This is a genomic window from Paenibacillus sp. N3/727 (genome assembly GCF_022637315.1).
GTDB classification, from domain to species: Bacteria; Bacillota; Bacilli; order Paenibacillales; family Paenibacillaceae; genus Paenibacillus_AQ; species Paenibacillus_AQ uliginis.
The window spans coordinates 5,711,223-5,737,500 of sequence record NZ_CP093336.1 but is presented as its reverse complement, the minus strand read 5'-3'; the positions used below and the strand labels follow the sequence as shown (position 1 = coordinate 5,737,500).

The following is a 26,278-nucleotide window of genomic DNA, read 5'->3' as shown; positions in this document are numbered from 1 at the left end:
TGATGGCGTGCCTTTTGTAGAATGAACCGGCGAGTTACGTTCCCATGCAAGGTTAAGGCGAGAAGCTGTAGCCGTAGCGAAAGCGAGTCTGAATAGGGCGCTTAAGTATGTGGACGTAGACCCGAAACCGTGTGATCTACCCCTGTCCAGGGTGAAGGTGCGGTAACACGCACTGGAGGCCCGAACCCACGTATGTTGAAAAATGCGGGGATGAGGTGGGGGTAGCGGAGAAATTCCAATCGAACTCGGAGATAGCTGGTTCTCCCCGAAATAGCTTTAGGGCTAGCCTCGGAATGAAGAGTCGTGGAGGTAGAGCACTGATTGGGTGCGGGGCCCGCAAGGGTTACCAAGCTCAGTCAAACTCCGAATGCCATAGACTTATATCCGGGAGTCAGACAGTGAGTGCTAAGATCCATTGTCAAGAGGGAAACAGCCCAGACCATCAGCTAAGGTCCCCAAGTGTGTGTTAAGTGGGAAAGGATGTGGAGTTGCACAGACAACCAGGATGTTGGCTTAGAAGCAGCCACCATTTAAAGAGTGCGTAATAGCTCACTGGTCGAGTGACTCTGCGCCGAAAATGTAACGGGGCTAAACACACCACCGAAGCTATGGCTTGATGCTTTGCATCAGGGGTAGGGGAGCGTTGTATGTAGGTTGAAGGTGTACCGTAAGGAGCGCTGGACAGCATACAAGTGAGAATGCCGGTATGAGTAACGAAAAGATCAGTGAGAATCTGATCCGCCGAAAGCCCAAGGTTTCCTGAGGAAGGTTCGTCCGCTCAGGGTAAGTCGGGACCTAAGGTGAGGCCGAAAGGCGTAATCGAAGGACAACAGGTTGAAATTCCTGTACCACCGTAAACCGTTATGAACGATGGGGTGACGCAGGAGGGTAGTGACGCGGACTGATGGATGTCCGTCCAAGCAGTGAGGCTGATGTGTAGGCAAATCCGCACATCGTTAAGGCTAGGCTGTGATGGGGAGTGAAAATTATAGTAGCGAAGGTCATGATCTCACACTGCCAAGAAAAGCCTCTAGTCAGGTGAAGGTGCCCGTACCGCAAACCGACACAGGTAGGCGAGAAGAGAATTCTAAGGCGCGCGGAAGAACTCTCGTTAAGGAACTCGGCAAAATGACCCCGTAACTTCGGGAGAAGGGGTGCCCCGGTAGTGTGAATAGCACGAGGGGGCCGCAGTGAAAAGGCCCAAGCGACTGTTTAACAAAAACACAGGTCTGTGCGAAGCCGTAAGGCGAAGTATACGGGCTGACGCCTGCCCGGTGCTGGAAGGTTAAGGGGAGTGGTTAGGAGCAATCCGAAGCTATGAACCGAAGCCCCAGTAAACGGCGGCCGTAACTATAACGGTCCTAAGGTAGCGAAATTCCTTGTCAGGTAAATTCTGACCCGCACGAATGGCGTAACGATTTGGGCGCTGTCTCAACGAGAGATCCGGTGAAATTTTAATACCTGTGAAGATGCAGGTTACCCGCGACAAGACGGAAAGACCCCATGGAGCTTTACTGCAGCTTGATATTGGATTTGGGTACGATCTGTACAGGATAGGTGGGAGCCTAAGAAACAGGAGCGCAAGCTTCTGTGGAGGCGCCGTTGGGATACCACCCTGATCGTATCTAGGTTCTAACCTAGTACCGTAAACCGGTGCGGGGACAGTGTCTGGTGGGCAGTTTGACTGGGGCGGTCGCCTCCTAAAGAGTAACGGAGGCGCCCCAAGGTTCCCTCAGAATGGTTGGAAATCATTCGAAGAGTGCAAAGGCATAAGGGAGCTTGACTGCGAGACCTACAAGTCGAGCAGGGACGAAAGTCGGGCTTAGTGATCCGGTGGTACCGCATGGAAGGGCCATCGCTCAACGGATAAAAGCTACCCTGGGGATAACAGGCTTATCTCCCCCAAGAGTCCACATCGACGGGGAGGTTTGGCACCTCGATGTCGGCTCATCGCATCCTGGGGCTGAAGTAGGTCCCAAGGGTTGGGCTGTTCGCCCATTAAAGCGGTACGCGAGCTGGGTTCAGAACGTCGTGAGACAGTTCGGTCCCTATCTGTCGTGGGCGTAGGAAATTTGAGAGGAGCTGTCCTTAGTACGAGAGGACCGGGATGGACGTACCGCTGGTGCACCAGTTGTTCCGCCAGGAGCATGGCTGGGTAGCTACGTACGGAAGGGATAAGCGCTGAAAGCATCTAAGCGTGAAGCCCCCCTCAAGATGAGATTTCCCAATTAGTAAGACCCCTTGAAGACGACGAGGTAGATAGGTTGGAGGTGGAAGTGCAGCAATGCATGGAGCTGACCAATACTAATCGGTCGAGGGCTTATCCTAAAAGCTTTACGAAGTAAAGCTACTTCGGAAGCATATGCATGATTCGCAAATGATGTTTCGTATCTAGTTTTCAAGTGATCAAACACTTGATCCGTTTGGTGGCGATAGCGGAAGGGTTCCACGCGTACCCATCCCGAACACGACCGTTAAGCCTTCCAGCGCCGATGGTACTTGGACCGAAGGGTCCCGGGAGAGTAGGACGTCGCCAAGCACAAAGAAAACCGTTGTTGAGTAATCAACAACGGTTTTTTCTAATTCATAATTGTTGTTCCTATCATTCGTAATACCCCTTAACCGCAGGAAGCTGCTTGTAAACATCTTTTGCTTTCACGATGTCGATGATTTTATTAATCAGTGCCTTCATCTGCTGAGCATCTTCTGTCTTGTCACATTCAGACCATTCATAATGAAGATCCCGGTTGTTAATATAAACCGTAAGATCATATTTCTCATGTGGTTTCCGATTGCAGGAGGTCGATAATTGTTTCTTCTCTAGGTAATTGGCGAGAACCATCGTCTTGTAAATTTTTTGACGCTCTTCCGGTTTGAATTGAAAATCAGATACCACAGCGGTTTCTCCGTTTTGAAGGTCCTTAACTAATACTTGATCCAATGTATTGATCTCATTTCTTAAACCTACCCCGTACTTTAAAACAAATTCAAAAGTATTCTGTTTCTCTACATCAAAAGATACCTGGAGAACCTGAATTTCCTTTCTATTACCGCTACAACCTGTTAGCGTGTACTCTAACAAAGTATCGGTCTCTACTTTATTGAGTTTGTCACAAGTGTATTTATATACTTTGGGTGTTCCGAACTTATCTTGAGTTGTGTCATATTGCATCTCGATCTGATTATCTTTATGTTTTAAGACATAAAAGAGGGGGTCACCCTCGGTGGTGTAATGAACGACACGCTGAGTACCTTTTGATTCCTTCAAAAAAGCATCCAGCCTGTCAAGATTCGTCACGGTCATTCCGTGGTTGCTAATTACATCGTTCTCCTCATCAACTTGTGGATCCGTACAGCCAGATATCAGGGTGAGAAGCAGTATAAACAAAAGTGCTGCTACATGGATCCATAGCTTCCTCAATCTCAAAGCCTCCTTTCATAAACAGTTACTGAGCTCTTACCGTTAATGACGTACGTTTCAGGATAAATGTTACAATTCGCTGTTAAGGATGATACTCCATAAAAAAGCCATGGGTGCTTTTCTTTTAGCAGCCATGGCTTTTAAGCTATTTTATTCTGCAGAAGGTTGGACTTGCTCTTGTCTCTGTCCAAAAGGTACAGTCACTAGCTGAGCAACCTCGACTGCACCGCTTCTCAGATACTGAATTTTCAATACTTCAAGAGGCTCCATACTTGTAATCTTCTCTTCCAGTTCATCATAGCTCTGAACACCCGTCATGTTTAGATGGGTAATAATATCACCTGCTTGAAGAACGCCTTCAGCTGGTGTACCTTCAATAACCTGAACCACTTTAACCCCCTTTGTTTGGCTACCCTCATAAGAAATATGATTTACTCCAATCCAGCTTTTCCAAAAGGTTGAACGAATATCTTGACTGCTTTCCAGAACACTCTTCATATTTGTCATAAACCGGTAAGTACCATAGGCCATGTTCTCCATCAACATGATCCCAAGATCACCAGACCATAGGCCGCTATATTCAATACCGACAAGAGTTCCCTCTGCATGAGGTTCAAGTGTCCAGATCGTAAGTTCGTTCTCATCGTCTGCGATTACCATTCTGCATGGTTCGACAAGCTCGGTAATCGTTCCTCTGTACGAGACTCCCCATCCATAATCAAGCTCGATAGCTCCACCAACTTTAAGCTCAATTAAGCAGCTTCTTGTTTCCCAGCGGTTTCGTTCCTCTGGTACCGTAAGCGCCTTCCATACACGCTCAGGGGCAGTACGAATGACAATCTCCCGTTTCAACGTTGTAAATGTGGTTTCCATCTACATATCCTCCTCTAAATAATGTTTCAGATTGTTCAATTTGTTTTCCAAAATAAGACCAAGTTCATGCTGCAATCGCTGGTATTGATGCTTAAAAACCGGTGTGTTCAATCGGTAATAACAGTACTTGCCTTCCCTTCGCTCTAAAATCAACTCTTCCTCCAATAAAATAGCCAAGTGTTTCTTCACCGCCGGCTGCGAAATAATAAACTCCTTCACAATTTCACTCTGTGTTTTCTCCTGATGAGCAACCATTTTTAAAATCCGTCTTCGGACGGGATCCGAAACAGCTCGATAAATATCAGTCAATTTCATACCCTCCATTCATAACCTTCTGGTTATATGATGAAGTATATATTCCAACATGTGGAATGTAAATACTCAAGTTGTTGCAATCTGTTTTCGCCAAAATGTGACGACAAACACCTAAAAATCCTTGTTACATCAACATTCTCAAGCTATCCGATCACTAGATTTTTCAGCCAGTTTCATATCTCAAAAAAATAATCAGCAGATTGCCCTTTACACAACCACTAACCTAGTGTACTATTTAACTATAACACTAACACAAAGGAAGTGGAACGATGAACGCATCCATAAATAAACCAAGTTCGGTTGTACTGAGTGCAGAGAAAATCACAAAGACATATGGCAATAAGAACATCGTAGACGGATTGTCTTTTGATATACACCAAGGTGAAGTTGTAGGTCTTCTTGGACCGAACGGAGCTGGAAAGACGACTACAATCCGAATGATTGTCGGATTGATTAAGATGTCCCAGGGTGACGTTATTGTACGAGGACATAGTATTCGAAACCAGTTTGTAAAAGCGATACGCCATATTGGCGGGATTATTGAAAATCCGGAATTTTATCCGTATATGAGTGGATACGACAATCTGAAGCAGTATCAGCGAATGTCTGAAGGAATTAATGAATCAAGAATTAACGAGGTCATCAAGCTGGTTGGACTACAGGACGCTATTCACAAGAAAGTCCGCGCTTATTCCCTGGGAATGAGACAAAGACTCGGTATTGCTCAAGCGCTTCTCCATGAGCCGTCCATTTTAATTCTGGATGAGCCAACGAATGGGCTGGACCCTGCAGGTATCCGGGAAATGCGTGATTACCTGAAGCTGATCGCGAGAGAAGAGGGCATTGCAGTTCTGGTCTCAAGTCATCTGCTGTCTGAGATGGAGTTAATGTGTAGTAGAGTTATCGTGATCCAGGAAGGGAAGCTCGTGACTGAGCGTCCAATAGGCAGTGAGCCACAGAATGATCTGGTTTCGGTGACTTTCCGTGTCAACGATACACAGCAAGTGCTGGAAGCTATACACACGCTGCATGAAGTTAAAGTGATTGGCGTTCAGCCGGAACGAAACGAAGTCGGGCTCCAGATGAAAGATGAAATGATACCACAGCTGATCAAGATTCTGGGGGATGCCGGAGTGGCCATTTACCGGATTGAAGAGATGAAACAATCATTAGAAGAAGAATTTTTGAAATGGACAGGGGGCAACCGCATTGCGTAGCTTTGGAAATCTCGTCACAAATGAATGGTTGAAAATGTTTAAAAAGAAAAGTTTTTTTGTACCGTATATTTTAGTGGCAGCCATGATTTTGTTTGTGGCTTACATGATAAATTCATATGCGGGCGGCGATAAAGGCACAGGATTTGAATATGCTAAAATGGTCGTAGCCTCCAAAGGAATGGGTCAAATTTTAGCGATGCTTGCCATCGTTGTAACAGCCGGATCTGTTGCCAAGGAACACAGCTTCGGCACGATCAAACTGCTACTGATCCGTGCACAGAGCCGCAGCAAGATTTTAGCCTCGAAATATGCTGTCATTGTGTTGTACATTATGTCACTGATTGCATTTGCGCTTGCCGTCGGGCTCGCGACTGGAACGGCAATGTTCGGTATGGGTGAAGGCTCTGCGAACCTGCAGGACGTGCTCTTAGCTGCAGTGTACAGCCTAGTCTACACTTTGATGTATGTTACATTTACGTTTGCCGTAGGTATTTTAACGAAATCAACAGGACCTGCGATTGGGATCGGGATGTTCATGGTTGTCGTCGAAAGCTTGGTTACCCAATTGCTGGCAAGCTATTCTTGGGCAAAGTACCTTCCGTTCTTTAATGTTGATCTCTCGATTTACAACGGTGGCCCAGGTTCGCCGATTCCCGGCATGTCCCTGACGTTCTCTGCCATCGTGCTGGCTGTATATCTCCTCTTGTTTCTTGTCACAGGCTTTGTTACGTTTAAAAAACGGGATGTCGCTTGAAGAATCTAGGAACTAACTTATAGAGGAGAGCGGCGGAAAGGAGCAAAACTGAACGTGACTATTGAATTCGACAATAACCTGCCGATCTATTTACAAATCATGAATTATTTAAAGAGAGAAATCGTAAGAGGAAGCCTGCAGCCTGGTGATAAAATCCCATCCGTTCGGGAGCTGGCAGCAGACCTTCAGATTAACCCCAATACGGTGCAGCGTACCTTTCAAGAACTGGAACGTGAAGGCATTGTTGAGACGCGGCGCGGCTTGGGAAGATACGTGACGAGTGAGGGATCCAAGATCATGACGATAAAAAAGGAAATGGCCGGTGAACTGCTGGAGCATTTTATCCGAGGTATGCAGGAGCTTGGCTTTAAAGATCAAGACATCATGGCTATCGTAGCTGAGGCCGTTAACGACGACAGCAAGGAGTCCAAATAGGAGGGGGATCTAGGATGGAGCACTTGATACAGTTTAAAGATGTGTCTAAGAACTACGGCGGTAAAATTGCACTGCATAATGTTTCGCTGAACCTATCTGAGGGCAAAATCATTGGTTTGCTCGGGACAAACGGCAGTGGCAAGAGTACAATGATGAAAATTGCGGCAAGTCTTGTTCAGCCCTCAGCAGGGTCCGTCACCATCAAAGGTACCCCTGTGGGACTTTCGACAAAAGCGATGGTCTCCTTTATGCCGGATCGTCCGCTTACGGAATCATGGATGAAAGTATCCGATGCGATCAGCTTTTTCAAAGATTTTTATGCTGACTTTGATGTTGAGAAAGCTCACAATATGTTGGAATTCATGAACCTAAATTTGAATGACAAAATCAGTTCGTTATCTAAAGGGATGAATGAGCGGCTGCAGCTGACACTATCTCTTTCACGTAATGCATATGTGTATTTACTGGATGAACCGATCGGAGGCGTCGATCCGGTGGCGCGCGGCAAAATTCTCAATGCGATTGTGGAATTTTATAATGAGGACAGCAGTATCATCATTTCGACACATCTGGTTAGAGACATTGAACGCATTTTTGATGAGGTGGTCTTTATTCGCAATGGTGAGATCGTCATGCATGAAGAAGTGGAAAATATTCGTCTTCAGCACGGAAAAAGTGTAGATGAAATGTTTAAAGAGGTGTTTGCAGAATGATGAGATTGCTGAAATACGACTGGAAGCGTAACGCGAGCTCGGTTCTTGGTCTGATGACCATTCTTCTGATCGTTCAGACATTAATTACGTCGGTAGGTTCAATGCGTGGATGGGAATTCGCGCTTATGCTGGCTTTAAGTATGCTTGCATACGGAGTGGTGAGCTCTATCCTGCTTGTAATGGTATGTCGAACATTTGATCAGAACATTAAGGTGTACAACCGTCGTCTGCTGCCGGTCCGTTCCATTTGGAGTATAGTGTCGTCGCTAATACAGTCATGGATTAGTATGCTGATCCTTATGGTTTTGGTTATCCTGCACATGACGATACTCTGGAAGATAGAAGGGCTCAATTATGCTATAAATTGGCCGAGTTTCGTCGTATTAGACTATGTCGTGGCCGCAATAGCCGGTATTTGGAAATTCACGTTTGTAATGCTGGTTATCTTTTTATCGATTTCAGTTGCCCGGGCTATAGGTAAGAAAGGGAGCCTGTGGATTGGTATCATGTTCTTTTTTGTCATCCAAACTGCGATAGAATGGCTGGAATATAAAATTTTCGCCTTCGACAATGGCTGGGTCGGTCAGGGATTCTCATTCAGTGTAGGGCAGGGTAGTATGGCTACGATTAATAATGAGTTCATTGAGATACCTTTAGGACCTTTTGTATTTGAGATGCTGCTCGCCGCAGGTTTCATATATGCTATGGTTTACTTGATCGACCGTAAAGTAGAAGCATAAAGACACAATAATCGTACGCAAGACCTCGCAGGATGATATGCGGGGTCTTTTTTAGTTATGGATTTAAGAGTAGTCGAACGGAATATAATCACTTTTTAACGGTTAGACTGAAATAAGAGACCTCTTGGCAAAATGAAAAAATGTGCTATAATAAATTCAAAGTCAAAGAAAGTCAAAGTCAGCAACAGTCGATTCAAACGAGTTCCAAAATGGTTAAAATTAACGTATAGGCAAGGCTCTGTGCGGACGTGTAAGATCAATACGGCTTAGCGTTTCAAGCAGTGGAGGATGAATGAACATGCGTAATATCTCTGATATTATCGAGCAGTATTTGAAGGGTATATTGCAAGACAGTACGGAGGGCACGGTTGAAATCCAGCGCAACGATCTCGCGGACAAATTCTCATGTGTGCCTTCCCAGATCAATTATGTGATCAGCACCCGCTTCACGTTAGAGAAGGGGTATCTGGTGGAAAGCAAGCGCGGGGGCGGCGGTTACATACGTATTCAGCGTATTGAGCTTCCAAAGCATACAGCACTTCATCACCATCTGCATCATTCAATTGGTAACCTTATTGATCAGACGGTAGCGGAAGGGCTGATTTACCAGCTTGAGGAGTCGCGGTTTTTGACGAAGCGTGAAGCCTGTCTCATGCGGGCAGCTATCTCAAGGGAGTGTCTAAACGTCAAGCTTCCTTACCGCGATGAGCTTCGTGCAAGGATCATGAAGGCGATGCTTGTTTCTTTGTTGGGTAAATGAGTCTGTGTTATAAGGAGGGTCATGAATATGGTGTGTCAAGAATGCGGTAAACGGCCGGCGACGCTCCATTTCACCAAGATTGTGAGCGGAGAGAAGACGGAATTTCACTTTTGTGAATCTTGTGCCCGTGAAAAAGGGGAGATGATCCCTGGGACGTCGAATGGCTTCTCTATTCACAGCCTTTTGTCAGGACTGCTCGATCTGGATCCTACAGGAAAAGGTCAAGCTTCAGGCTCAAGGGGACAGCAAGCCCCACGTTGCGAGGAATGCGGCATGACCTATTCACAGTTCAGCAAGCTCGGTCGGTTTGGCTGTAGCTCTTGCTACAAACATTTCTCGGATCGGCTGGATCCGCTCTTTAAACGGGTTCACGGAAATACAACACATGTGGGCAAGATTCCGAAACGGAGCGGTGGCAAGATCCAGGTAAAACGCAAAATTGATGAGCTTAAGAAAGAATTGCAGTACCGGATTCTTCAAGAGGAGTTCGAGCTTGCTGCTGAAATACGCGACCAGATCCGCGAGCTGGAAAAGAGTATCGTTTAAAGCTAGGATGGTTGAAACTTAAGTTGCATTTGATATAGGAGGAATGCGTGATGTCGAATCTCCGGTTCACCGAACAGGCGCTGAGCGAATGGATGCGCGGTAACGGTCAGGATTCTGATATAGTCATCAGCACCCGGGTTCGGGTGGCGCGAAATCTGCAGCATCTTCCTTTTCCGCTGCTTGCGACCAACCAGCAGTCGGCAGAAGTGCTTGAGCGCCTGACTGGTGTATTGAAAGATCAGGAAGAATTGAAGGAATTAGGATCCTTTCATACCATTATTTTGGATGACATGGAGGAACTGGATAAGAAAGTACTCGTTGAGAAACATTTGATCAGCCCGGCTCTGGCGAATGAATCCCGGAACGGAGCGGTCATACTTACCGAGGACGAATCGGTAAGCGTCATGATCAATGAAGAGGACCATCTACGGATTCAGTGTCTGTATCCTGGATTTCAGGTCCGCGAAGCTTGGGATAGAGCTACAGCTTTAGATGACTTATTTGAAGATCAGGTCGACTATGCCTTTGATGACAAAAGCGGGTATCTTACGAGTTGCCCGACGAATGTCGGAACAGGGCTCCGGGCATCAGTCATGATGCACTTGCCTGCGCTCGTCATGACACAGCAGATTAATCGTATTTTGTCAGCCGTGTCACAGGTAGGGCTTACGGTCCGAGGCATGTATGGTGAAGGCAGTGAGGCTGTAGGAAATTTATTTCAGATTTCCAACCAGATTACGCTGGGGCAGACCGAGTCCGAAATTATTGATAATTTGCACAGTGTTGCACTTCAAATCATAGAACATGAGAAGAACGCCCGTGGACGGCTGCTGAGTGAATCAAAGCTGCGGATTACTGATCGCGTGATGCGCTCATACGGAATACTATCCTATGCAGCTGTTATGGAATCGAAGGAAGCGGCACAGCGCCTGTCCGACGTTAGGCTTGGGGTTGATTTGGGACTTTTGCAAGGACCGCCGAGCTCAGTGATGAATGAGCTTAATGTTATGACTCAGCCTGGTTTTCTGCAAAAAAGATTTGGTGATTTGATGAAGCCGGGAGAACGTGATGTTTACCGGGCAAAACTGATTCGGGAAACCCTTGGTAATGGACAACAATAATGCTACAAATGGGAATTTTGCAAAAATCCAAAAAGCGGTTTAAAATCAACGATATATAGGTTAGGACGATTGATCTCATCTATATATTGCACATTTGAGCGGCTTCATTTTGCATCATTCGGAGTTATTAAACAATCATTCGTGGAGGTGCAATACTATGATGTTTGGCAGATTTACGGAACGTGCGCAAAAAGTGCTTGCATTGGCTCAGGAAGAGGCCGTGCGTTTGGGGCACAACAACATAGGCACAGAACATATCCTGCTGGGACTCATCCGTGAAGGAGACGGCATTGCCGCTAAAGCGTTGATTGGTCTCGGCCTGGGGCTTGAGAAGATACAAGACGAAGTAGAAACATTGATTGGCCGCGGTCAAGAGCAGCCGACGAATATTGCATATACACCGAGAGCCAAGAAGGTAATTGAGCTTTCAATGGATGAAGCCCGCAAGCTGGGACACACCTATGTAGGCACAGAACATATCCTGCTCGGTTTGATTCGCGAAGGCGAAGGTGTGGCAGCCCGAGTACTTAACAATCTTGGCATAAGCCTGAACAAGGCCCGCCAGCAAGTGCTTCAGCTACTTGGCAGTAGCGAAGCCGTTTCGAGTCATCACGGACAGCCGCAAAATGTGAATACGCCAACGCTTGATAGCCTCGCACGTGACCTTACGGCCATTGCCAAAGAAGGCAATCTGGACCCGGTAATCGGCCGTAGTAAAGAGATCGAGCGTGTCATTCAGGTGCTTAGCCGCCGTACAAAAAACAACCCGGTTCTGATTGGTGAGCCTGGGGTAGGTAAAACCGCAATTGCGGAAGGTCTCGCCCAAAAGATTATTAACAACGAAATTCCGGAAACGCTCCGCGACAAGCGGGTAATGACCCTTGATATGGGCTCCGTTGTCGCAGGTACGAAGTACCGCGGTGAATTTGAAGATCGCTTGAAGAAAATCATGGACGAAATCCGTCAGGCCGGCAACATCATCCTCTTTATTGATGAGCTGCATACCTTGATCGGGGCTGGTGGAGCTGAAGGTGCCATTGATGCCTCCAACATCTTGAAGCCATCCCTTGCACGTGGTGAGCTGCAGTGTATCGGAGCTACAACATTGGATGAGTATCGTAAGTATATCGAAAAGGATGCTGCACTCGAGCGCCGTTTCCAACCGATTACTGTGGATCAGCCTTCTCCGGAAGAAGCTATTCAAATTCTTTATGGATTACGTGACCGTTATGAAGCCCATCACCGGGTGAAGATTACGGATGAAGCTATCGAACAAGCGGTTAAATTGTCTGACCGTTACATTACAGACCGCTTCCTGCCGGACAAAGCGATCGATCTGATCGACGAAGCAGGATCCAAGGTTCGCTTGCATACGTATACGATTCCGCCGAATCTGAAGGATCAAGAGTCGCATCTGGAGGATATTCGTAAGGAGAAAGACGCTGCCGTTCAGAGCCAAGAGTTTGAAAAAGCGGCTGCACTCCGCGATACTGAACAGAAGCTCCGGGAAGAACTTGAAATTACGAAAAACCAATGGAAAGAGAAGCAGGGACGTACAGATTCGGAGGTTACTCCGGAGGACATCGCAGATGTGGTAGCTAACTGGACGGGTATTCCTGTAAATAAACTTAAAGAAGAAGAAACTGAGCGCTTGCTCAATATGGAACAGTTGTTGCACGGCCGTGTCATCGGTCAGGAAGAAGCGGTTAAGGCTGTTAGCCGAGCAGTTCGCCGGGCACGTGCTGGATTGAAAGATCCGAAGCGTCCGATGGGCTCGTTTATTTTCCTCGGACCTACCGGTGTCGGTAAAACCGAGCTGGCCAGAGCACTTGCAGAAGCCATGTTCGGAGATGAGAATGCTGTAGTTCGGATCGATATGTCGGAATACATGGAGAAACATTCGACGTCTCGTCTCGTTGGAGCGCCTCCGGGATATGTCGGATATGAAGAGGGCGGCCAATTGACAGAGAAGGTTCGCCGCAAGCCATACTCCGTTGTCCTTCTCGATGAGATTGAGAAGGCCCACCCGGAAGTATTCAACATTCTTCTTCAAGTACTGGAAGACGGACGTCTGACTGACTCTAAAGGCCGTGTTGTCGACTTCCGCAACACACTGATCATTCTCACATCGAATGTGGGTGCTGAAGCGATTAAGCGCAACTCTACGCTTGGGTTTACAGCTGTAAGTGATGCAGGTAGAGACTACAACAACATGAAGGATAAAGTGATGGATGAGCTGAAAAAGAGCTTCCGTCCTGAATTCCTCAACCGTATCGATGAAATCATCGTATTCCATTCGCTCGAAGAGAAGCACATCGCTGAAATTGTGACGCTGATGTCCGATGAGCTTCGCAAGCGTCTGCGTGAATTCGAAGTGGAATTCGAATTGACAGATAAAGCGAAAGCTTTCCTGGCGAAGGAAGGGTATGACCCTGCATTTGGTGCAAGGCCGCTGCGCAGAGCTATTCAGAAGCATATCGAAGACCGTTTGTCTGAGGAGCTTCTGAAAGGAAATGTCGCGAAGGGTGACGAACTGGTTATTGATGAAGAGAATGGTGAGCTAAGCGTCACGAAGACGAGCACACAATCCGCTATAACGAAATTTGAATAACAGGGTAGTCTATAGGAGGCCCCGCTGGTATGCTGCCGGCGGGATCTCTTTTTTATAGTAAACTTTCTGAATGTTCTTTACGATGAATTATAATAAATGGTAAACTTTGAGTAATGCCTGATTTTGCAAAGTTTTGACGAATATAGGCAGATGATGCATATCATAAAGGAGAGGCTATGGCAAAAACAAAAACAAAATTTTACTGCACCGACTGCGGCTATGAATCGCCGAAATGGTACGGTAAATGCCCGGGTTGTCAGGCCTGGAATTCGATGGTGGAAGAAACAGAGACAGTCATCAAGACACAGGGGATGAATTCTCCCCTTTTTCATAGTAAAGAAAAGCCCGTATCGATCATAAATATAGAAAGCGGTAAGGAACCCCGGATCGAGACCGGGATTGTAGAGCTGAACCGTGTACTCGGCGGCGGTCTCGTCCCGGGTTCACTTGTGCTTGTAGGCGGCGATCCGGGAATCGGGAAATCTACTCTGCTGCTCCAAACATCCAATCAGCTGGCGCGAAACGGACTTCGGGTGTTGTACATTTCCGGAGAGGAATCGGTGCGCCAGACGAAACTTCGAGCTGACCGTCTTGGAGCGCTGTCACCGGAACTTTTTGTTCTGTGCGAGACGAATCTGGATACCATTGAGGAAGCGATTGAGAACGTGCAGCCTCAATTCGTTGTCATCGACTCCATTCAGACCGTGTACCAGCCGGAAGTGTCAAGTGCACCCGGTAGCGTTGCTCAAGTTCGGGAATGCACAGCAAGGTTCATGCGTCTGGCTAAGGTAAAAGGAATTGCTACTGTTCTCGTTGGTCATGTGACCAAGGAAGGTGCGATCGCGGGTCCACGATTGCTTGAGCATATGGTGGATTGTGTATTGTATTTTGAAGGAGAACGGCATCACACGTATCGTCTTCTTCGCGCGGTAAAGAACCGCTTTGGTTCCACGAACGAGATCGGAATTTTTGAGATGGGTGAAGAAGGATTGCGTGAGGTGGGCAATCCATCCGAACTATTTTTGTCAGAACGGCCGCTCGGTGTTGCCGGATCAACCGTTGTTGCGAGTATGGAGGGCACTCGTCCGGTACTGGTGGAACTTCAGGCGCTCATCTCGTCAACCCATTTTCCTTCACCGCGAAGAATGGGTACAGGGGTGGATCATCACCGGATGAATTTGATTATTGCTGTACTTGAGAAACGTATGGGCATGTTCCTGCAAAATCAGGACGCCTATCTGAATGTCGCCGGTGGGGTTAAGCTGGATGAACCAGCGGTAGATTTGGCTATTGCAGTCAGCATCGCATCGAGCTTTCGGGATATGCCAACGAAGCCATATGATGTCATATTCGGCGAGGTAGGGCTGACCGGTGAAGTCCGTGCCGTTTCCCGAGCGGAGCAGCGGGTAAAAGAGGCAGAAAAGCTTGGATTCAAAAGAGTACTTATGCCTGAGAAGAGCTTGAAGGGCTGGAAGCATCCGAAAGGCATACAAATTATTGGAGTCAATACCGTGGCAGATGCACTAGCGGTTGCGTTAGATTAGGGGGCATACTAAGGTGAAAGAAACGAGCCAACTGGACAAAATGAATGATCTGCTGAAACTGGTGGCGCCAGGAACAGCGTTTCGCGACGGGCTTGAGAATGTGCTAAGGGCAAAGACCGGTGCGTTGCTTGTCGTCGGCTATAGTCCGGAGGTAATGGAGGTCGTCGATGGCGGTTTTTCCATCAATTGTGATTTCTCGCCTAACTATTTGTATGAACTGGCGAAGATGGATGGGGCCATTATTTTGAGTGAGGACCTTAAACGGATCTTATATGCGAATACTCAGCTTATTCCGGACTCCTCAATATCCTCAACAGAAACGGGGATTCGTCACCGAACGGCGGAGCGGGTAGCAAAACAGACCGGTAAGTTGGTGGTTTCCATTTCCCAGCGCAGAAACATTATCACGTTGTATCAAGGGTCGATACGTTACGCGCTGAAGGAAATCGGCGTCATTTTGACAAAGGCTAATCAGGCCATTCAAACGTTGGAAAGATACAGAGTGGTGTTGAACCAGTCCTTAACGAATCTTTCGGCTTCGGAATTCGAGGAACTGGTTACCATCCCTGAGGTTGTGAATGTTATCCAGAGGGTTGAAATGGTACTCCGTATCAAGAAGGAAATCAAGCGTTACATCAATGAACTGGGCAATGAAGGACGTTTAATCAGTATGCAAATGGATGAGCTGGTCAGCAATATTGAGGAAGAGGCCTGGCTGCTGTACGCCGATTATGCCCGTGAATACAGCGAGGATAAAATCCGGGAAATTATCATGTCGCTGAAACGTTTAACGGATGATGAGCTTCTTGATATGCATCACATCGTTCGAATTCTTGGATATCCATCCGCTGCAGCGTCCTCTGAGGAGGAAATTCTGCCGCGCGGTTACCGCATTCTGAACAAGATCCCTCGTCTGCCTAATGTAATTATCCGCAATCTGGTGGATCGGTTTGAAGATTTACCGAGCATTATGTCTGCTACCATTGATGAACTGGATGAAGTGGACGGGATCGGCGAAGTGCGTGCGCGTACAATTAAGGACGGCTTAAAAAGACTGCAAGAACAAGTATTTATTGACAGACAAATGTAAAACTCATACAATCGATGAATGTGATGTAAAATTTAACGAGGTGAATATACAAATGACGAAGTCAATTCCGAACATGTTTACTTTAGGTAACCTGTTTCTCGGAATGATTGGCATTATCTTGGCGACTACAGGAAATACAAGTATGGCCGCTATTATGATAATCATTGCCATGCTTCTCGACGGATTGGATGGCCGCGTTGCACGCGCGCTGAATGCGCAGAGTGAATTCGGTAAGGAACTGGACTCTTTGTCCGATGTAATCTCATTCGGCGTGGCACCTGCGCTCATTATGTACACCGTTGCTCTTACAGGTATCAACGATGCTTTTGCGTGGACGGTTACAGCTATTTTCCCGATGTGCGGTGCACTTCGCCTGGCTCGCTTTAACGTTCGTCCCGGTATCCCGGGACATTTCATCGGTTTGCCGATTCCGGCAGCGGGCGGAGTACTGGCTACTCTTGCACTGTTTCATGAAGAGATTACAGCACCTTATATGATCATTGCCATGCTATTGCTTTCTTATCTCATGATCAGCAGTGTCAAGTATCCGAACTTTAAAAAAATTGGCTTGCCGAAGAAAGCGATTAAGTTCACTCCTTTAGTGATCATCGCTGCAGTAATGGTAGCCGTATTTTTTCCAGAACAAACCTCCAAGCTGATCTTCGTGCCGCTGTTGCTTTATGCGGGATACGGTTTAAAACAGAATTTTCGCAAGCTGAGCCGTAAGAAACGTCAAGAAGACCGAAATTCAGATGAGGCTTATCATTCCTCGGACCGTTAATAGACAACCCTGTGAAACAGCTGCACTCTTCAGTGCTGAGCCGTTTCAGTTCGAAATAAGAGCGGCCCGGAATAGGCCGCTCTTTTATAAGATTGCATAATAAAAAGCATTTATTTCACTGTCCTGTGGCAGCGATATAAATGCTTTTTTATTTTTATAGGGCGGAGCCAAACGTGAATCCTACGACAGGTTAAACAAACCGAGTGTTGAGCATTTTTGGGATTCCTTAACAACGACTTCATCCAACTGAATGTTCAATAAATTGGCCATAGCAGACATATAGAACAGGTTACGGCCGAGTTCGGAACTAATAGCTTCCCGGCAATTTTCGCACAGATGGCCGTCAACGTGAGTACCCGCGAGTTCTTTGGCCTGTTCGAGATTAGCACCCATATCGAAGGTTTGCTTCGTGGCGTGAAGTTCGATGCAACCGCATTCAGTAATAGCTTTGGTAACAGCCCGATTGACTGACGCATTGCTTTGACCATTCTTGGACAGTACATCCAAAAGACTGCGGTGACGGAGCAACAATTCCGAAACTTGGTCCTGAAAAGCCTGTAAACTAGGAGCACTCATTATAATCATCCACCTCGATATCGATATTATGAATTGAATTGTGTTCATTATATTCCAGCCGTTCAGGGAATTTCAACCGATTTCAACACACAGGAAAGGAAGGAATGGTTCTATTTCCCTTGTGTTTACAGCTTAACACAGCCTCTGCCGGAAAGGTTCCCTTTATTTCTAAACCTTAGAAATTTATTCTCATTGGCTATAATTTAAGAAAAAACACTTTAAGTACGATTATAGCTCGGAAAATTGGACCATACTGGAAAATATACAATGAATCATGAAAAAGGAGGTGCGCCGAACTCATGTTAAAAAAAGCTATCTTAGCATTTACGGTACTGTGCGGAGCATGGTGCGGGTATACGTTATATCATATGGTGGAACGGTCGTTCCCTGAATTTTCCTTGGTCTTCAGTCAAGGACTGTTCGCCGGAGGAAGTGGTGTATTTGCACTGCTCGGAGGACTGCTATTCGGGATGATTGGAGTACTTGTTGCAGACCGGTTCGATGGCAGAATTCAGTCGATGATTGCATCCTTTTCTCGGATACCAATGAAGGATCTTGCTGCTGGTACCGCGGGTCTGCTCGGTGGTTTACTATTGTCGCTGTTGTTATCTCCAAGTCTTACCTGGCTTGGTCAAGGGGGACGTCTGCTACAGGTGGGCATTACTATGCTCGGGGGATATGTCGGCCTGCGGATTGGTCTGGAGAAAAAGGAGGAGCTTGCTTCACTTTGGATGTCAGGAAGATGGAGTCAAGCTGCTGAGCCTGAAGAACGGCGAATAGAGGAACATAAGATTTTGGACACCAGTGTGATCATTGACGGCCGAATCGCTGATATTTGCAAAACAGGATTTATTGAGGGAACGATCGTCATACCGGAGTTCGTACTTGAGGAACTACAACACATTGCGGATTCTTCGGACTTGCTAAAACGTAACCGCGGCCGGAGGGGCCTGGATATTTTAAATAAAATCCAGAAAGAGCTGGATGTGAAGGTTCTCATCTATGAAGGAGATTTCGATGAAATATCCGAGGTGGACAGCAAGCTGGTTAAATTGGCTAAAGTGCTTCAGGGTAAAGTGGTTACGAATGATTTCAATCTGAACAAAGTGTGCGAACTACAAGGTGTATCGGTTCTTAACATCAATGATCTGGCCAATGCGGTTAAGCCTGTCGTGTTGCCTGGAGAGGAAATTTTGGTACAGATCATTAAGGACGGCAAGGAACATGGCCAGGGCGTAGCTTATCTGGATGATGGAACGATGATCGTTGTAGAAGGCGGACGCGAATATATCGGTTCGATGATGGAAGTACTGGTGACTAGCGTGCTGCAGACATCCGCTGGACGGATGATCTTTGCGAAACCGAAACTGTTGGAAAAAGCCCAGTAAACGGGGTATGATGGAGTGTGTACTGTACATATCCGTTCCCGGCATGGGGGAATGTCACCAGGAGCCGGGTAAAGACAGGGGTTTTGGCATGAATACGAGCTTCGGTGCTGTCATCGTGGCAGCGGGTAAAGGTTCGCGAATGGGAACCCGTGAGAGCAAGCAGTTTTTGCAAATTGGCGGCAGACCGATTGTGGTGCATACAATGGACATATTCAACCAACTGCCGTGGTTGCAGGAGATCGTGCTTGTTACGGGCCGGGATGATGTTGCCCGCTGTGAGGCGTGGGTGAAGGAATACGGGCTGGACAAGGTGTCGGCTGTAATCTCAGGTGGCAGTGAACGGCAGGAATCGGTTTACCAAGGGATCAAGCAAATGAATACAGAATGGGTAATGATACATGATGGTGTCAGACCGTTTGTTACCCACGATGAGATTCATTCTTGCCGCGAAACGGCTCTTCGCGAAGGTGCTGCTGTTCTTGGTGTACCTGTGAAGGATACGATTAAACAAGTGAACGTACAGGGGCTGATTACAGCAACGCCTGAACGTCATAGTCTGTGGGCTGTTCAGACCCCACAGGCTTTTCGTCTTTCTGACCTGCTAGCTGCACATGAGTCAGCTCAGCAGAACGGTTTTTCCGGAACAGATGATGCGATGCTGCTGGAGAGAGCAGGCTTGCCGGTTGCTGTGGCGGAAGGGAAATATACGAACATCAAGATTACAACGCCGGAAGATTTGGAGTACGCTACTTTTTTAAAATATAAGAAAGTATAAGTGTTGACTTTACTTTTTTATATTTCTCACAGAAACGGCCGCCGTCTTTAAGGACGGCAAAGCTGTTTCTACTTTGAGAAAAACAAGGGGGAGATGTAGTTGATTCGAGTAGGTCAGGGATTTGATGTGCATCAGCTCGTGGAAGGAAGACCGTGCATTATCGGTGGCGTGACCATTCCGTATGAAAAAGGTTTGGTAGGGCATTCTGATGCTGACGTACTGCTGCATGCAATCACAGATGCTGTTCTGGGTGCTTTAGGTCTTGGTGATATTGGGCGTCACTTTCCGGATAATGACCCGGCTTTCAAAGACGCTGACAGTCTGAAGCTATTGGAACAAGTATGGGAAATGGCGAAAGAAAAAGGCTATCGGCTCGGGAATGTGGATAGCACGATTATTGCGCAAAAGCCGAAGATGGCGCCATATATACCGGAGATGACAAAAGTTATCGCCAAGGCGCTTGAAGCGGATGAAGCGCAGGTTAACGTTAAGGCAACAACGACAGAGCAGCTTGGCTTTACAGGACGGGGCGAAGGGATCGCCGCACAATCTATTGTGTGCCTTGTTCAAGGTATGCTATCATCTTGAAAGAATCTTTGAAAGAAGCGAACGGAGGGGTTAGAAATGACCGAAGAAGTCCGTGTGCGCTACGCACCGAGTCCAACGGGACATTTACATATTGGCAATGCCAGAACGGCATTATTTAATTATTTATACGCACGCAAGCACAATGGTAAATTTATAATCCGTATTGAAGATACGGACGTGAAGCGTAACGTGGCTGGCGGAGAGGAAAGCCAGCTTAAATATTTGAAGTGGCTGGGTATGGATTGGGATGAAAGCATCGATGTGGGGGGCGAGTACGGTCCTTATCGTCAGACGGAACGACTGGACATTTACCGCAAGTTTTGGCAGGATCTGTTGGATCGTGGGCTTGCTTACCGGTGCTACTGCACCGAGGAAGAGCTGGAGAAGGAGCGGGAGGAACAGACCGCACGCGGGGAAACCCCTCGTTATTCAGGCAAACACCGTGATTTGACGGACGAGCAGTGCCACGCGTTTGAAGCGGAAGGACGGGTTGCGAGTATTCGCTTCCGTGTTCCGGAAGATAAAGTATATACATTTGATGATATGGTCAAAGGCACGATTTCTTTCAACACCAAAGAAACTGGTGACTTTGTCATTGTGAAAAAAGACGGTATCCCGACATACAACTTTGCGGTTGCGATCGACGATAATCTGATGAAGATTACCCATGTGTTACGGGGGGAGGATCACATCTCCAATACGCCTCGCCAGCTCATGATTTATGAAGCGCTCGGTATGGAGCCGCCTAGATTCGGCCATATGACATTGATCGTAGGCGAGAATCACAAGAAGCTGAGCAAGCGTGATGAATCGATTATCCAGTTCATTGAGCAGTATGATCAGCTCGGTTATCTGCCAGAAGCTATGTTTAATTTCATCGCTCTGCTCGGTTGGTCTCCGGAAGGAGAGGAAGAAATTTTCTCGAAAGAGCAGCTGATTGATATCTTTGATGCGAACCGTCTTTCGAAGAGCCCTGCGGTGTTCGATACGAACAAACTGGCTTACTTGAACAACTCATATATTAAGAAGGCCGATCCAAACCAGATTGCAGACCTGGCCATTCCGAATCTGCAGCGCGCTTCACGCCTGCCTGCTGAATTAACGCCGGAGCAGGAAGACTGGGCTAGAGCGCTCGTTGCTCTCTATCAGGAACAAATGACCTCTGCTTCTGAAATTGTTGATCTGTCTGAAATGTTTTTCCGTACTCATCTGGAGCTGGATCAGGAAGGTATCTTGATTCTTGCTGAAGAACAAGTTCCAACTGTGCTTTCAGCCTTCCTAGCGAAGCTGGAACAGTCTGAGGAATTCACAGCAGCTAAAATTGCAGCCCTAATCAAAGAAGTGCAAAAGGAAACCGGCTTTAAAGGCAAAGCGCTCTTTATGCCGATCCGTGTGGCTCTGACAGGTCAGATGCACGGCCGTGATCTGAATCAGACGATATGGTTGCTTGGCAAAGACAAGGTGCTTGACCGTTTGCGTTCTCAGATCAAGGGAGTCTAAAACATTTCCTGAACATGGATGTATATCTTCTTGTCAGCGCACGGTCTTTTGGGTAATATATAAGAAAGTGCAAATCGAAAAGCTTAGATCAGGAGAAGTACGCGTAAAGATCGACATCATCCAGAGAGGATAACCGGAAGAAGACAGGGCAACTTGATTCTTCCAGGCTGAAAGTTATCCGGTTGTCGTTAAGCGGAAATGCGCCTGTGAGCTGTATGGTTGAAGCGAATCGTATCGTATCGTTAGATCATACCGGCTGTCACCGTTAATGACTTGAAGTGGAACCGGGCTTTCCGTCTCAGGATATGGGAGGAATATTGCCGGTTCAAGCAGAGTGGAACCGCGTGTCTGACGCCTCTGCAGCGAAAGCTGCAGAGGCGTTTTTTGTTAGCATATAAGAAAGTTTAAGTTTGGACCGTACACTTTCTTAAGTTTCTCGCAGAAACGTCCGCTGTCTTTATTTCCATTTGAATTGATCTTTTTGTGGGTATAACTGGGGGAGGAGGATCGCTCATGTTCAAGCAGATAAAATCGGATATAAGGACCGTGTTCGAGAATGATCCGGCTGCCAGGGGGCTTTTTGAAGTGGTGTTTACTTATTCGGGTCTCCACGCTTTGTGGTTACACCGAATTGCCCATGCTCTGTTCAAACGGCGCTGGTACTCTCTGGCTCGTATCATTTCACAATTCAGTCGGTTCATGACCGGCATCGAAATTCACCCAGGAGCCCGAATCGGAAAGAGGCTGTTCATCGACCACGGGATGGGCGTGGTAATCGGGGAAACGTGTGAAATTGGTGATGACGTTGTCATTTATCAGGGTGTGACACTCGGTGGTACAGGGAAAGAGAAGGGGAAGCGTCACCCGACGATTGGGAGCAACGTGGTGATTGGGTCGGGTGCTAAAGTTCTTGGATCTTTCACTATTGGTGAGAACTGCAACATCGGCTCCAATGCGGTTGTACTACGTGAAGTTCCTCCGAACAGCACGGTAGTCGGCAACCCGGGTAAAATTGTGAAGCGCAACGGTGAGCGGATCCGCGACCGACTTGATCATACCAAACTTCCGGACCCGATTGTTGATATGCTGCGCGACATGCAAAAAGAAATAGACGATATGCGTAAAGAGCTGGCAACATTGAGAGATGAGAAGCGACAGACACCAGAGGCGGATCATTTAGAAGCCTTTTTGCATAAAGATTTACAAAAGCGATAAGACGAAAGGATCGTGACCATCGAATGGTACTTCAAATTTATAATACGTTAACCCGTATGAAGGAGACGTTTAAGGCCCAAGAGCCGGGTAAGGTAAGCATGTACGTGTGCGGGCCAACCGTATACGGCTACATCCATATCGGAAATGCACGTCCAATGATTTTTTTTGATGTGGTGCGCGCGTATTTAGAGCAGCAGGGTAGTCAGGTCAACTATGTAGTCAATTTTACTGATGTGGATGACAAAATGATCCGTAAAGCGGAGCAGACCGGAACAACTGTGTCGGAGGTTGCGGACACTTTCATCTCTGCCTACTTTGAGGATTTGGACGGACTCGGCATTCCCCGGGCGTCGCTTAATCCACGTGTAACCGACAATATGGATAGCATTATTGATTTTATTCGTGAATTGATCGAAAGAGATTTCGCTTACGAGAACGGTGGAGATGTCTTCTACCGAACGCGCAAGTTTGACGATTACGGCAAGCTGTCCCAGCAAAAAATCGATGAGCTTCAGTTTGGTATCCGGATTGAAGTGGATGAGCGGAAGGAAAGCCCTGAGGATTTTGTCCTTTGGAAAGCGGCTAAACCTGGAGAGATCTTCTGGGAAAGCCCATGGGGAGACGGGCGTCCAGGCTGGCATATTGAATGCTCGGCAATGGCACGTCGTTATCTGGGTGATACGCTGGATATTCACGGCGGAGGTCAGGATTTGCAGTTCCCTCACCATGAGTGCGAGGTGGCTCAGTCGGAGGTGTTGACAGGGAAGCCGCTTGCGAATTACTGGATGCACAACGGTTATATTCGGATTAACAATGAAAAAATGTCAAAATCCCTTGGAAACGGGGTATTAGTAAAGGATTTACGTGAGCAATATACTAAAGAAGCTATCCGGTATTTCATGCTCTCGACGCATTACCGTAATCCATTGAACTATAGCGATGAAGTCATGGACCAAGCGCAGAACGGCATAGACCGGATTGCGAACGCGGTTGGAAACGTAAGACATCGTCTAAAGAATGCAGTCGGTTCGACAGAAGGAAAAACAGGAGTCGAAGTTGCTCGAAAAATGACAGAGGTTCTTACTGAGTTCCATAACAAGATGCAGGATGATTTCAATACCCCGGATGCCATCACAGCCATGTTCCAATGGGTAACTGAGACGAACCATCTTCTGCAGCAGGCTTCCGTACCGGCAGAGGATCTTCAGACGGTTCTGGATGCTTTTGAAGAAATGAACGGAGTATTACGCATTGTGGACTCATCTGCAGATGAACTGCTTGATGAAGATATTGAGCGGTTGATCGAGGAAAGATCCGCTGCCCGCAGTAACAAAGACTGGGCACGAGCTGATGAAATCCGTGACATATTGGCTGCGGAAGGCATTGTGCTTGAGGATACGGCGCAGGGCATGCGCTGGCGGCGCAAATGAGCGGCGTTGACAACAAGGGACTGGAGGGGGGATGGTTTACCTTCCCTCCTTCCAGGCCCGTCCGCCTCATTCCACCTATCGTGCTCGCCTACATTGGAGATGCAATTTATGAAGTTGCGGTTCGCCAGTATTTGATCTCCTTGCCGAATCTCCGGCCGCATCATTTACATCGTACAGCTACAAACCTTGTGTCAGCAAAAGCACAGAGTCGAATTTTGTCTTTTCTTGACCCAATGTTGACGGAAGAGGAACGGGATATTGTACGGCAGGGGAGGAATGCCAAGTCAGGCAGTCTTCCGAAAAATGCCGACGTTCTGGAGTATCGGCATGCCACGGCTTTCGAATGCCTGGTAGGTTATCTTTATTATGTAGAACACCATGACCGTCTTCGGGAATTAATCGGGCAAGCCATCGAGTATATGGTTAATCCCGCTGAATAGCAGAAAAAAGCATAAACAGAATAAATTTAACCGCCGGCTTTAAGTATTAAAGTCCGGACAGGTATGCAGGAGGAAGATAGTTATGCAGGAAGAAGAAATTATTGCGGGTAAGCACTCCGTCACCGAGGCGCTTCGTTCAGGGCGCACGATCAACAAGATCTGGATAGCCGAAAACGCGCAGAAGCATTTGACGATGCCAATTATCGCCGAAGCCAGAAAGCTGGGTATTGTTATTCAAAATGTCGATAAACGCAAACTGGATCAGATGGTGCCGGGTGTACAACACCAAGGCGTTGTTGCTCAGGCCGCTCCTTATGCGTATGTGGAAGTAGATGATCTTTTGAAAATTGCCGAAGATAAGGGACAGGCCCCATTCCTGTTGATTCTCGATGAAATTGAGGATCCGCATAACCTTGGGTCCATTCTAAGAACGGCTGATTGTACAGGCGCTCACGGTGTTATCCTACCAAAGCGGCGTTCTGCGCAGATTACGGCTACCGTCTCCAAGACTTCAGCTGGCGCTGTTGAGTATGTCCCGGTGGCAAGAGTTACGAATCTCGCTCAAACGATAGAGCAGCTGAAAGAAATGGGAGTATGGGTTGTCGGAACGGTCGTAGATGCGGTTGAAGAGATTTATGATACTGAGGTGTTTAATGGTCCGGTTGCGATCGTAATCGGCAATGAGAGTAAAGGAATGGGCAGGCTCATCCGTGAGAAGTGTGACGTCCTTGTCAAGCTGCCAATGGCAGGCCAGATCAACTCGCTGAATGCATCGGTGGCTGCCGGTGTCGTAATGTATGAAGTACTACGCCGTCGCCGTCTTCAAGGTTAGAGCGGATGGCCGATTGGCGGGATGTGCTGCTGGTCGATGGTTATAACATGATCGGCGGATGGCCTTTCCTTGCACAACTCGCAAATATCGGTATGCAGGAGGCTCGGGATGCTCTTCTGGAGAAGCTGGCGGATTACCAGGCTTTCTCGGGCCTTCGTGTCATTGCTGTTTTTGACGCTTATCGTGTACCGGGGCTGGGCAAATCTTTTACTCAGGGTAAGGTGCAAGTATACTTCACCAAGGAAAAAGAAACTGCCGATGAATGCATTGAACGTCTTGTTGTGGATTTCAGTCACCGTCGGCGTAAAATTTATGTCGCTACAAGTGACCTGATGGAGCAGCACATTATTTTTGCACTCGGTGCTCTACGGATTTCAGCCCGTGAACTGCTCAATCAAGTGGAGCAAAGTGAACGGGAAGTGAAACTCAAGATTAAAGATGACCAGGCTAAATCAACGAGAAACACGCTAGATGGCCAACTGTCTGAGGATGTCCGTAAAATGTTTGAGCGATGGCGCCGTGAATAATTGAACTGGTGGAGCAAATCATGAAAGTCTTTACATTTATGTTATTATCGTTCTAATTTAGGGATGACGTGGTTGACGGTCTTATG

25 protein-coding genes and 2 rRNA genes (1 of these 27 running past the window's edge) are annotated in these 26,278 nt (G+C 47.2%); 23 read left to right on the top strand and 4 right to left on the bottom strand.

Translation table 11 applies throughout. The features are described 5' to 3' along the window. A 23S ribosomal RNA gene (locus MNQ98_RS26915) occupies window positions 1-2,328 on the top strand (it extends 599 nt beyond the left edge of the window). 94 nt (window positions 2,329-2,422) lie between these two features. After that, a 5S ribosomal RNA gene (gene rrf, locus MNQ98_RS26910) occupies window positions 2,423-2,539 on the top strand. 63 nt (window positions 2,540-2,602) lie between these two features. Here the strand turns inward: rrf and MNQ98_RS26905 are convergent. The 3 genes from MNQ98_RS26905 to MNQ98_RS26895 all read right to left on the bottom strand — a co-directional run bounded on the left by MNQ98_RS26905 (window position 2,603) and on the right by MNQ98_RS26895 (window position 4,618). Further along, window positions 2,603-3,421, bottom strand: a complete 819-nt coding sequence (locus MNQ98_RS26905) for a DUF4362 domain-containing protein (protein ID WP_241930917.1) — start codon at window positions 3,419-3,421, stop codon at window positions 2,603-2,605. Window positions 3,422-3,571: 150 nt separating this feature from the next. Continuing rightward, entirely contained in the window at window positions 3,572-4,294 is a 723-nt protein-coding gene (locus tag MNQ98_RS26900) for an SRPBCC domain-containing protein (protein WP_241930916.1), read from the bottom strand. After that, window positions 4,295-4,618 (bottom strand): metalloregulator ArsR/SmtB family transcription factor, encoded by a 324-nt coding sequence (locus MNQ98_RS26895; protein ID WP_241930915.1) that lies wholly within the window; start codon window positions 4,616-4,618, stop codon window positions 4,295-4,297. A gap of 260 nt (window positions 4,619-4,878) precedes the next feature. Here MNQ98_RS26895 and MNQ98_RS26890 point away from each other — a divergent pair, with 260 nt between their 5' ends. From MNQ98_RS26890 to pssA, 12 genes are all read left to right on the top strand, one after another. Then, the gene (locus MNQ98_RS26890; protein WP_241930914.1) at window positions 4,879-5,826 is read left to right on the top strand and encodes an ABC transporter ATP-binding protein; all 948 of its coding nucleotides are present in this window, start codon (window positions 4,879-4,881) and stop codon (window positions 5,824-5,826) included. Beyond that, window positions 5,819-6,580 (top strand): ABC transporter permease, encoded by a 762-nt coding sequence (locus MNQ98_RS26885; protein WP_241930913.1) that lies wholly within the window; start codon window positions 5,819-5,821, stop codon window positions 6,578-6,580. The genes MNQ98_RS26890 and MNQ98_RS26885 overlap by 8 nt, the downstream gene beginning before the upstream one ends. Window positions 6,581-6,634: 54 nt before the next feature. Beyond that, complete coding sequence (locus MNQ98_RS26880) at window positions 6,635-7,015, top strand: GntR family transcriptional regulator (protein ID WP_241930912.1); 381 nt, start codon at window positions 6,635-6,637, stop codon at window positions 7,013-7,015. A gap of 14 nt (window positions 7,016-7,029) precedes the next feature. Next, window positions 7,030-7,728 (top strand): ABC transporter ATP-binding protein, encoded by a 699-nt coding sequence (locus tag MNQ98_RS26875; protein WP_241930911.1) that lies wholly within the window; start codon window positions 7,030-7,032, stop codon window positions 7,726-7,728. Beyond that, window positions 7,725-8,468: a hypothetical protein gene (locus MNQ98_RS26870; protein WP_241930910.1), complete on the top strand. Its 744-nt coding sequence runs from the start codon at window positions 7,725-7,727 to the stop codon at window positions 8,466-8,468. Before MNQ98_RS26875 ends, MNQ98_RS26870 begins: the two co-directional genes overlap by 4 nt. A 298-nt stretch (window positions 8,469-8,766) precedes the next feature. Beyond that, window positions 8,767-9,228 carry a CtsR family transcriptional regulator gene (locus tag MNQ98_RS26865; protein WP_241930909.1) on the top strand — a complete coding sequence of 154 codons (462 nt, stop codon included), beginning with the start codon at window positions 8,767-8,769 and terminating at the stop codon, window positions 9,226-9,228. Window positions 9,229-9,255: 27 nt separating this feature from the next. Beyond that, window positions 9,256-9,774 carry a protein-arginine kinase activator protein McsA gene (gene mcsA, locus MNQ98_RS26860; protein ID WP_241930908.1) on the top strand — a complete coding sequence of 173 codons (519 nt, stop codon included), beginning with the start codon at window positions 9,256-9,258 and terminating at the stop codon, window positions 9,772-9,774. Between the two features lie 50 nt (window positions 9,775-9,824). Continuing rightward, window positions 9,825-10,895: a protein-arginine kinase McsB gene (mcsB, locus tag MNQ98_RS26855; RefSeq protein WP_241930907.1), complete on the top strand. Its 1,071-nt coding sequence runs from the start codon at window positions 9,825-9,827 to the stop codon at window positions 10,893-10,895. Between the two features lie 157 nt (window positions 10,896-11,052). Beyond that, the gene (gene clpC, locus MNQ98_RS26850) at window positions 11,053-13,506 is read left to right on the top strand and encodes an ATP-dependent protease ATP-binding subunit ClpC (protein WP_241930906.1); all 2,454 of its coding nucleotides are present in this window, start codon (window positions 11,053-11,055) and stop codon (window positions 13,504-13,506) included. A gap of 176 nt (window positions 13,507-13,682) precedes the next feature. After that, entirely contained in the window at window positions 13,683-15,050 is a 1,368-nt protein-coding gene (radA, locus tag MNQ98_RS26845) for a DNA repair protein RadA (protein WP_241930905.1), read from the top strand. Between the two features lie 13 nt (window positions 15,051-15,063). Next, window positions 15,064-16,140: a DNA integrity scanning diadenylate cyclase DisA gene (disA, locus tag MNQ98_RS26840; protein WP_241930904.1), complete on the top strand. Its 1,077-nt coding sequence runs from the start codon at window positions 15,064-15,066 to the stop codon at window positions 16,138-16,140. Window positions 16,141-16,192: 52 nt separating this feature from the next. Next, window positions 16,193-16,921: a CDP-diacylglycerol--serine O-phosphatidyltransferase gene (gene pssA, locus MNQ98_RS26835; protein ID WP_241930903.1), complete on the top strand. Its 729-nt coding sequence runs from the start codon at window positions 16,193-16,195 to the stop codon at window positions 16,919-16,921. A gap of 180 nt (window positions 16,922-17,101) precedes the next feature. Here pssA and MNQ98_RS26830 read toward each other — a convergent pair whose 3' ends face one another. Next, entirely contained in the window at window positions 17,102-17,497 is a 396-nt protein-coding gene (locus MNQ98_RS26830) for a nucleoside triphosphate pyrophosphohydrolase family protein (RefSeq protein WP_241930902.1), read from the bottom strand. Between the two features lie 299 nt (window positions 17,498-17,796). Here MNQ98_RS26830 and MNQ98_RS26825 point away from each other — a divergent pair, with 299 nt between their 5' ends. From MNQ98_RS26825 to MNQ98_RS26785, 9 genes are all read left to right on the top strand, one after another. After that, on the top strand, window positions 17,797-18,885 hold the full coding sequence (locus MNQ98_RS26825; RefSeq protein WP_241930901.1) for a PIN/TRAM domain-containing protein: 1,089 nt from the start codon (window positions 17,797-17,799) through the stop codon (window positions 18,883-18,885). A gap of 88 nt (window positions 18,886-18,973) precedes the next feature. Beyond that, complete coding sequence (ispD, locus tag MNQ98_RS26820) at window positions 18,974-19,660, top strand: 2-C-methyl-D-erythritol 4-phosphate cytidylyltransferase (protein ID WP_241930900.1); 687 nt, start codon at window positions 18,974-18,976, stop codon at window positions 19,658-19,660. A gap of 99 nt (window positions 19,661-19,759) precedes the next feature. Next, entirely contained in the window at window positions 19,760-20,248 is a 489-nt protein-coding gene (gene ispF, locus MNQ98_RS26815) for a 2-C-methyl-D-erythritol 2,4-cyclodiphosphate synthase (protein ID WP_208917583.1), read from the top strand. Window positions 20,249-20,284: 36 nt separating this feature from the next. Beyond that, a complete protein-coding gene (gene gltX / locus MNQ98_RS26810; RefSeq protein WP_241930899.1) occupies window positions 20,285-21,748 on the top strand; it encodes a glutamate--tRNA ligase in 1,464 nt (487 codons plus the stop codon). Between the two features lie 513 nt (window positions 21,749-22,261). After that, window positions 22,262-22,963 (top strand): serine O-acetyltransferase, encoded by a 702-nt coding sequence (cysE, locus tag MNQ98_RS26805; protein ID WP_241930898.1) that lies wholly within the window; start codon window positions 22,262-22,264, stop codon window positions 22,961-22,963. 23 nt (window positions 22,964-22,986) lie between these two features. Then, window positions 22,987-24,393, top strand: coding sequence for a cysteine--tRNA ligase (gene cysS, locus MNQ98_RS26800; protein WP_241930897.1), 1,407 nt, complete (start codon window positions 22,987-22,989; stop codon window positions 24,391-24,393). Next, on the top strand, window positions 24,390-24,833 hold the full coding sequence (locus MNQ98_RS26795; RefSeq protein ID WP_241930896.1) for a Mini-ribonuclease 3: 444 nt from the start codon (window positions 24,390-24,392) through the stop codon (window positions 24,831-24,833). Before cysS ends, MNQ98_RS26795 begins: the two co-directional genes overlap by 4 nt. 82 nt (window positions 24,834-24,915) lie before the next feature. Beyond that, window positions 24,916-25,665 carry a 23S rRNA (guanosine(2251)-2'-O)-methyltransferase RlmB gene (gene rlmB, locus MNQ98_RS26790; protein WP_241930895.1) on the top strand — a complete coding sequence of 250 codons (750 nt, stop codon included), beginning with the start codon at window positions 24,916-24,918 and terminating at the stop codon, window positions 25,663-25,665. A gap of 5 nt (window positions 25,666-25,670) precedes the next feature. After that, entirely contained in the window at window positions 25,671-26,192 is a 522-nt protein-coding gene (locus MNQ98_RS26785; RefSeq protein ID WP_241930894.1) for an NYN domain-containing protein, read from the top strand. Window positions 26,193-26,278: the final 86 nt, after the last annotated feature.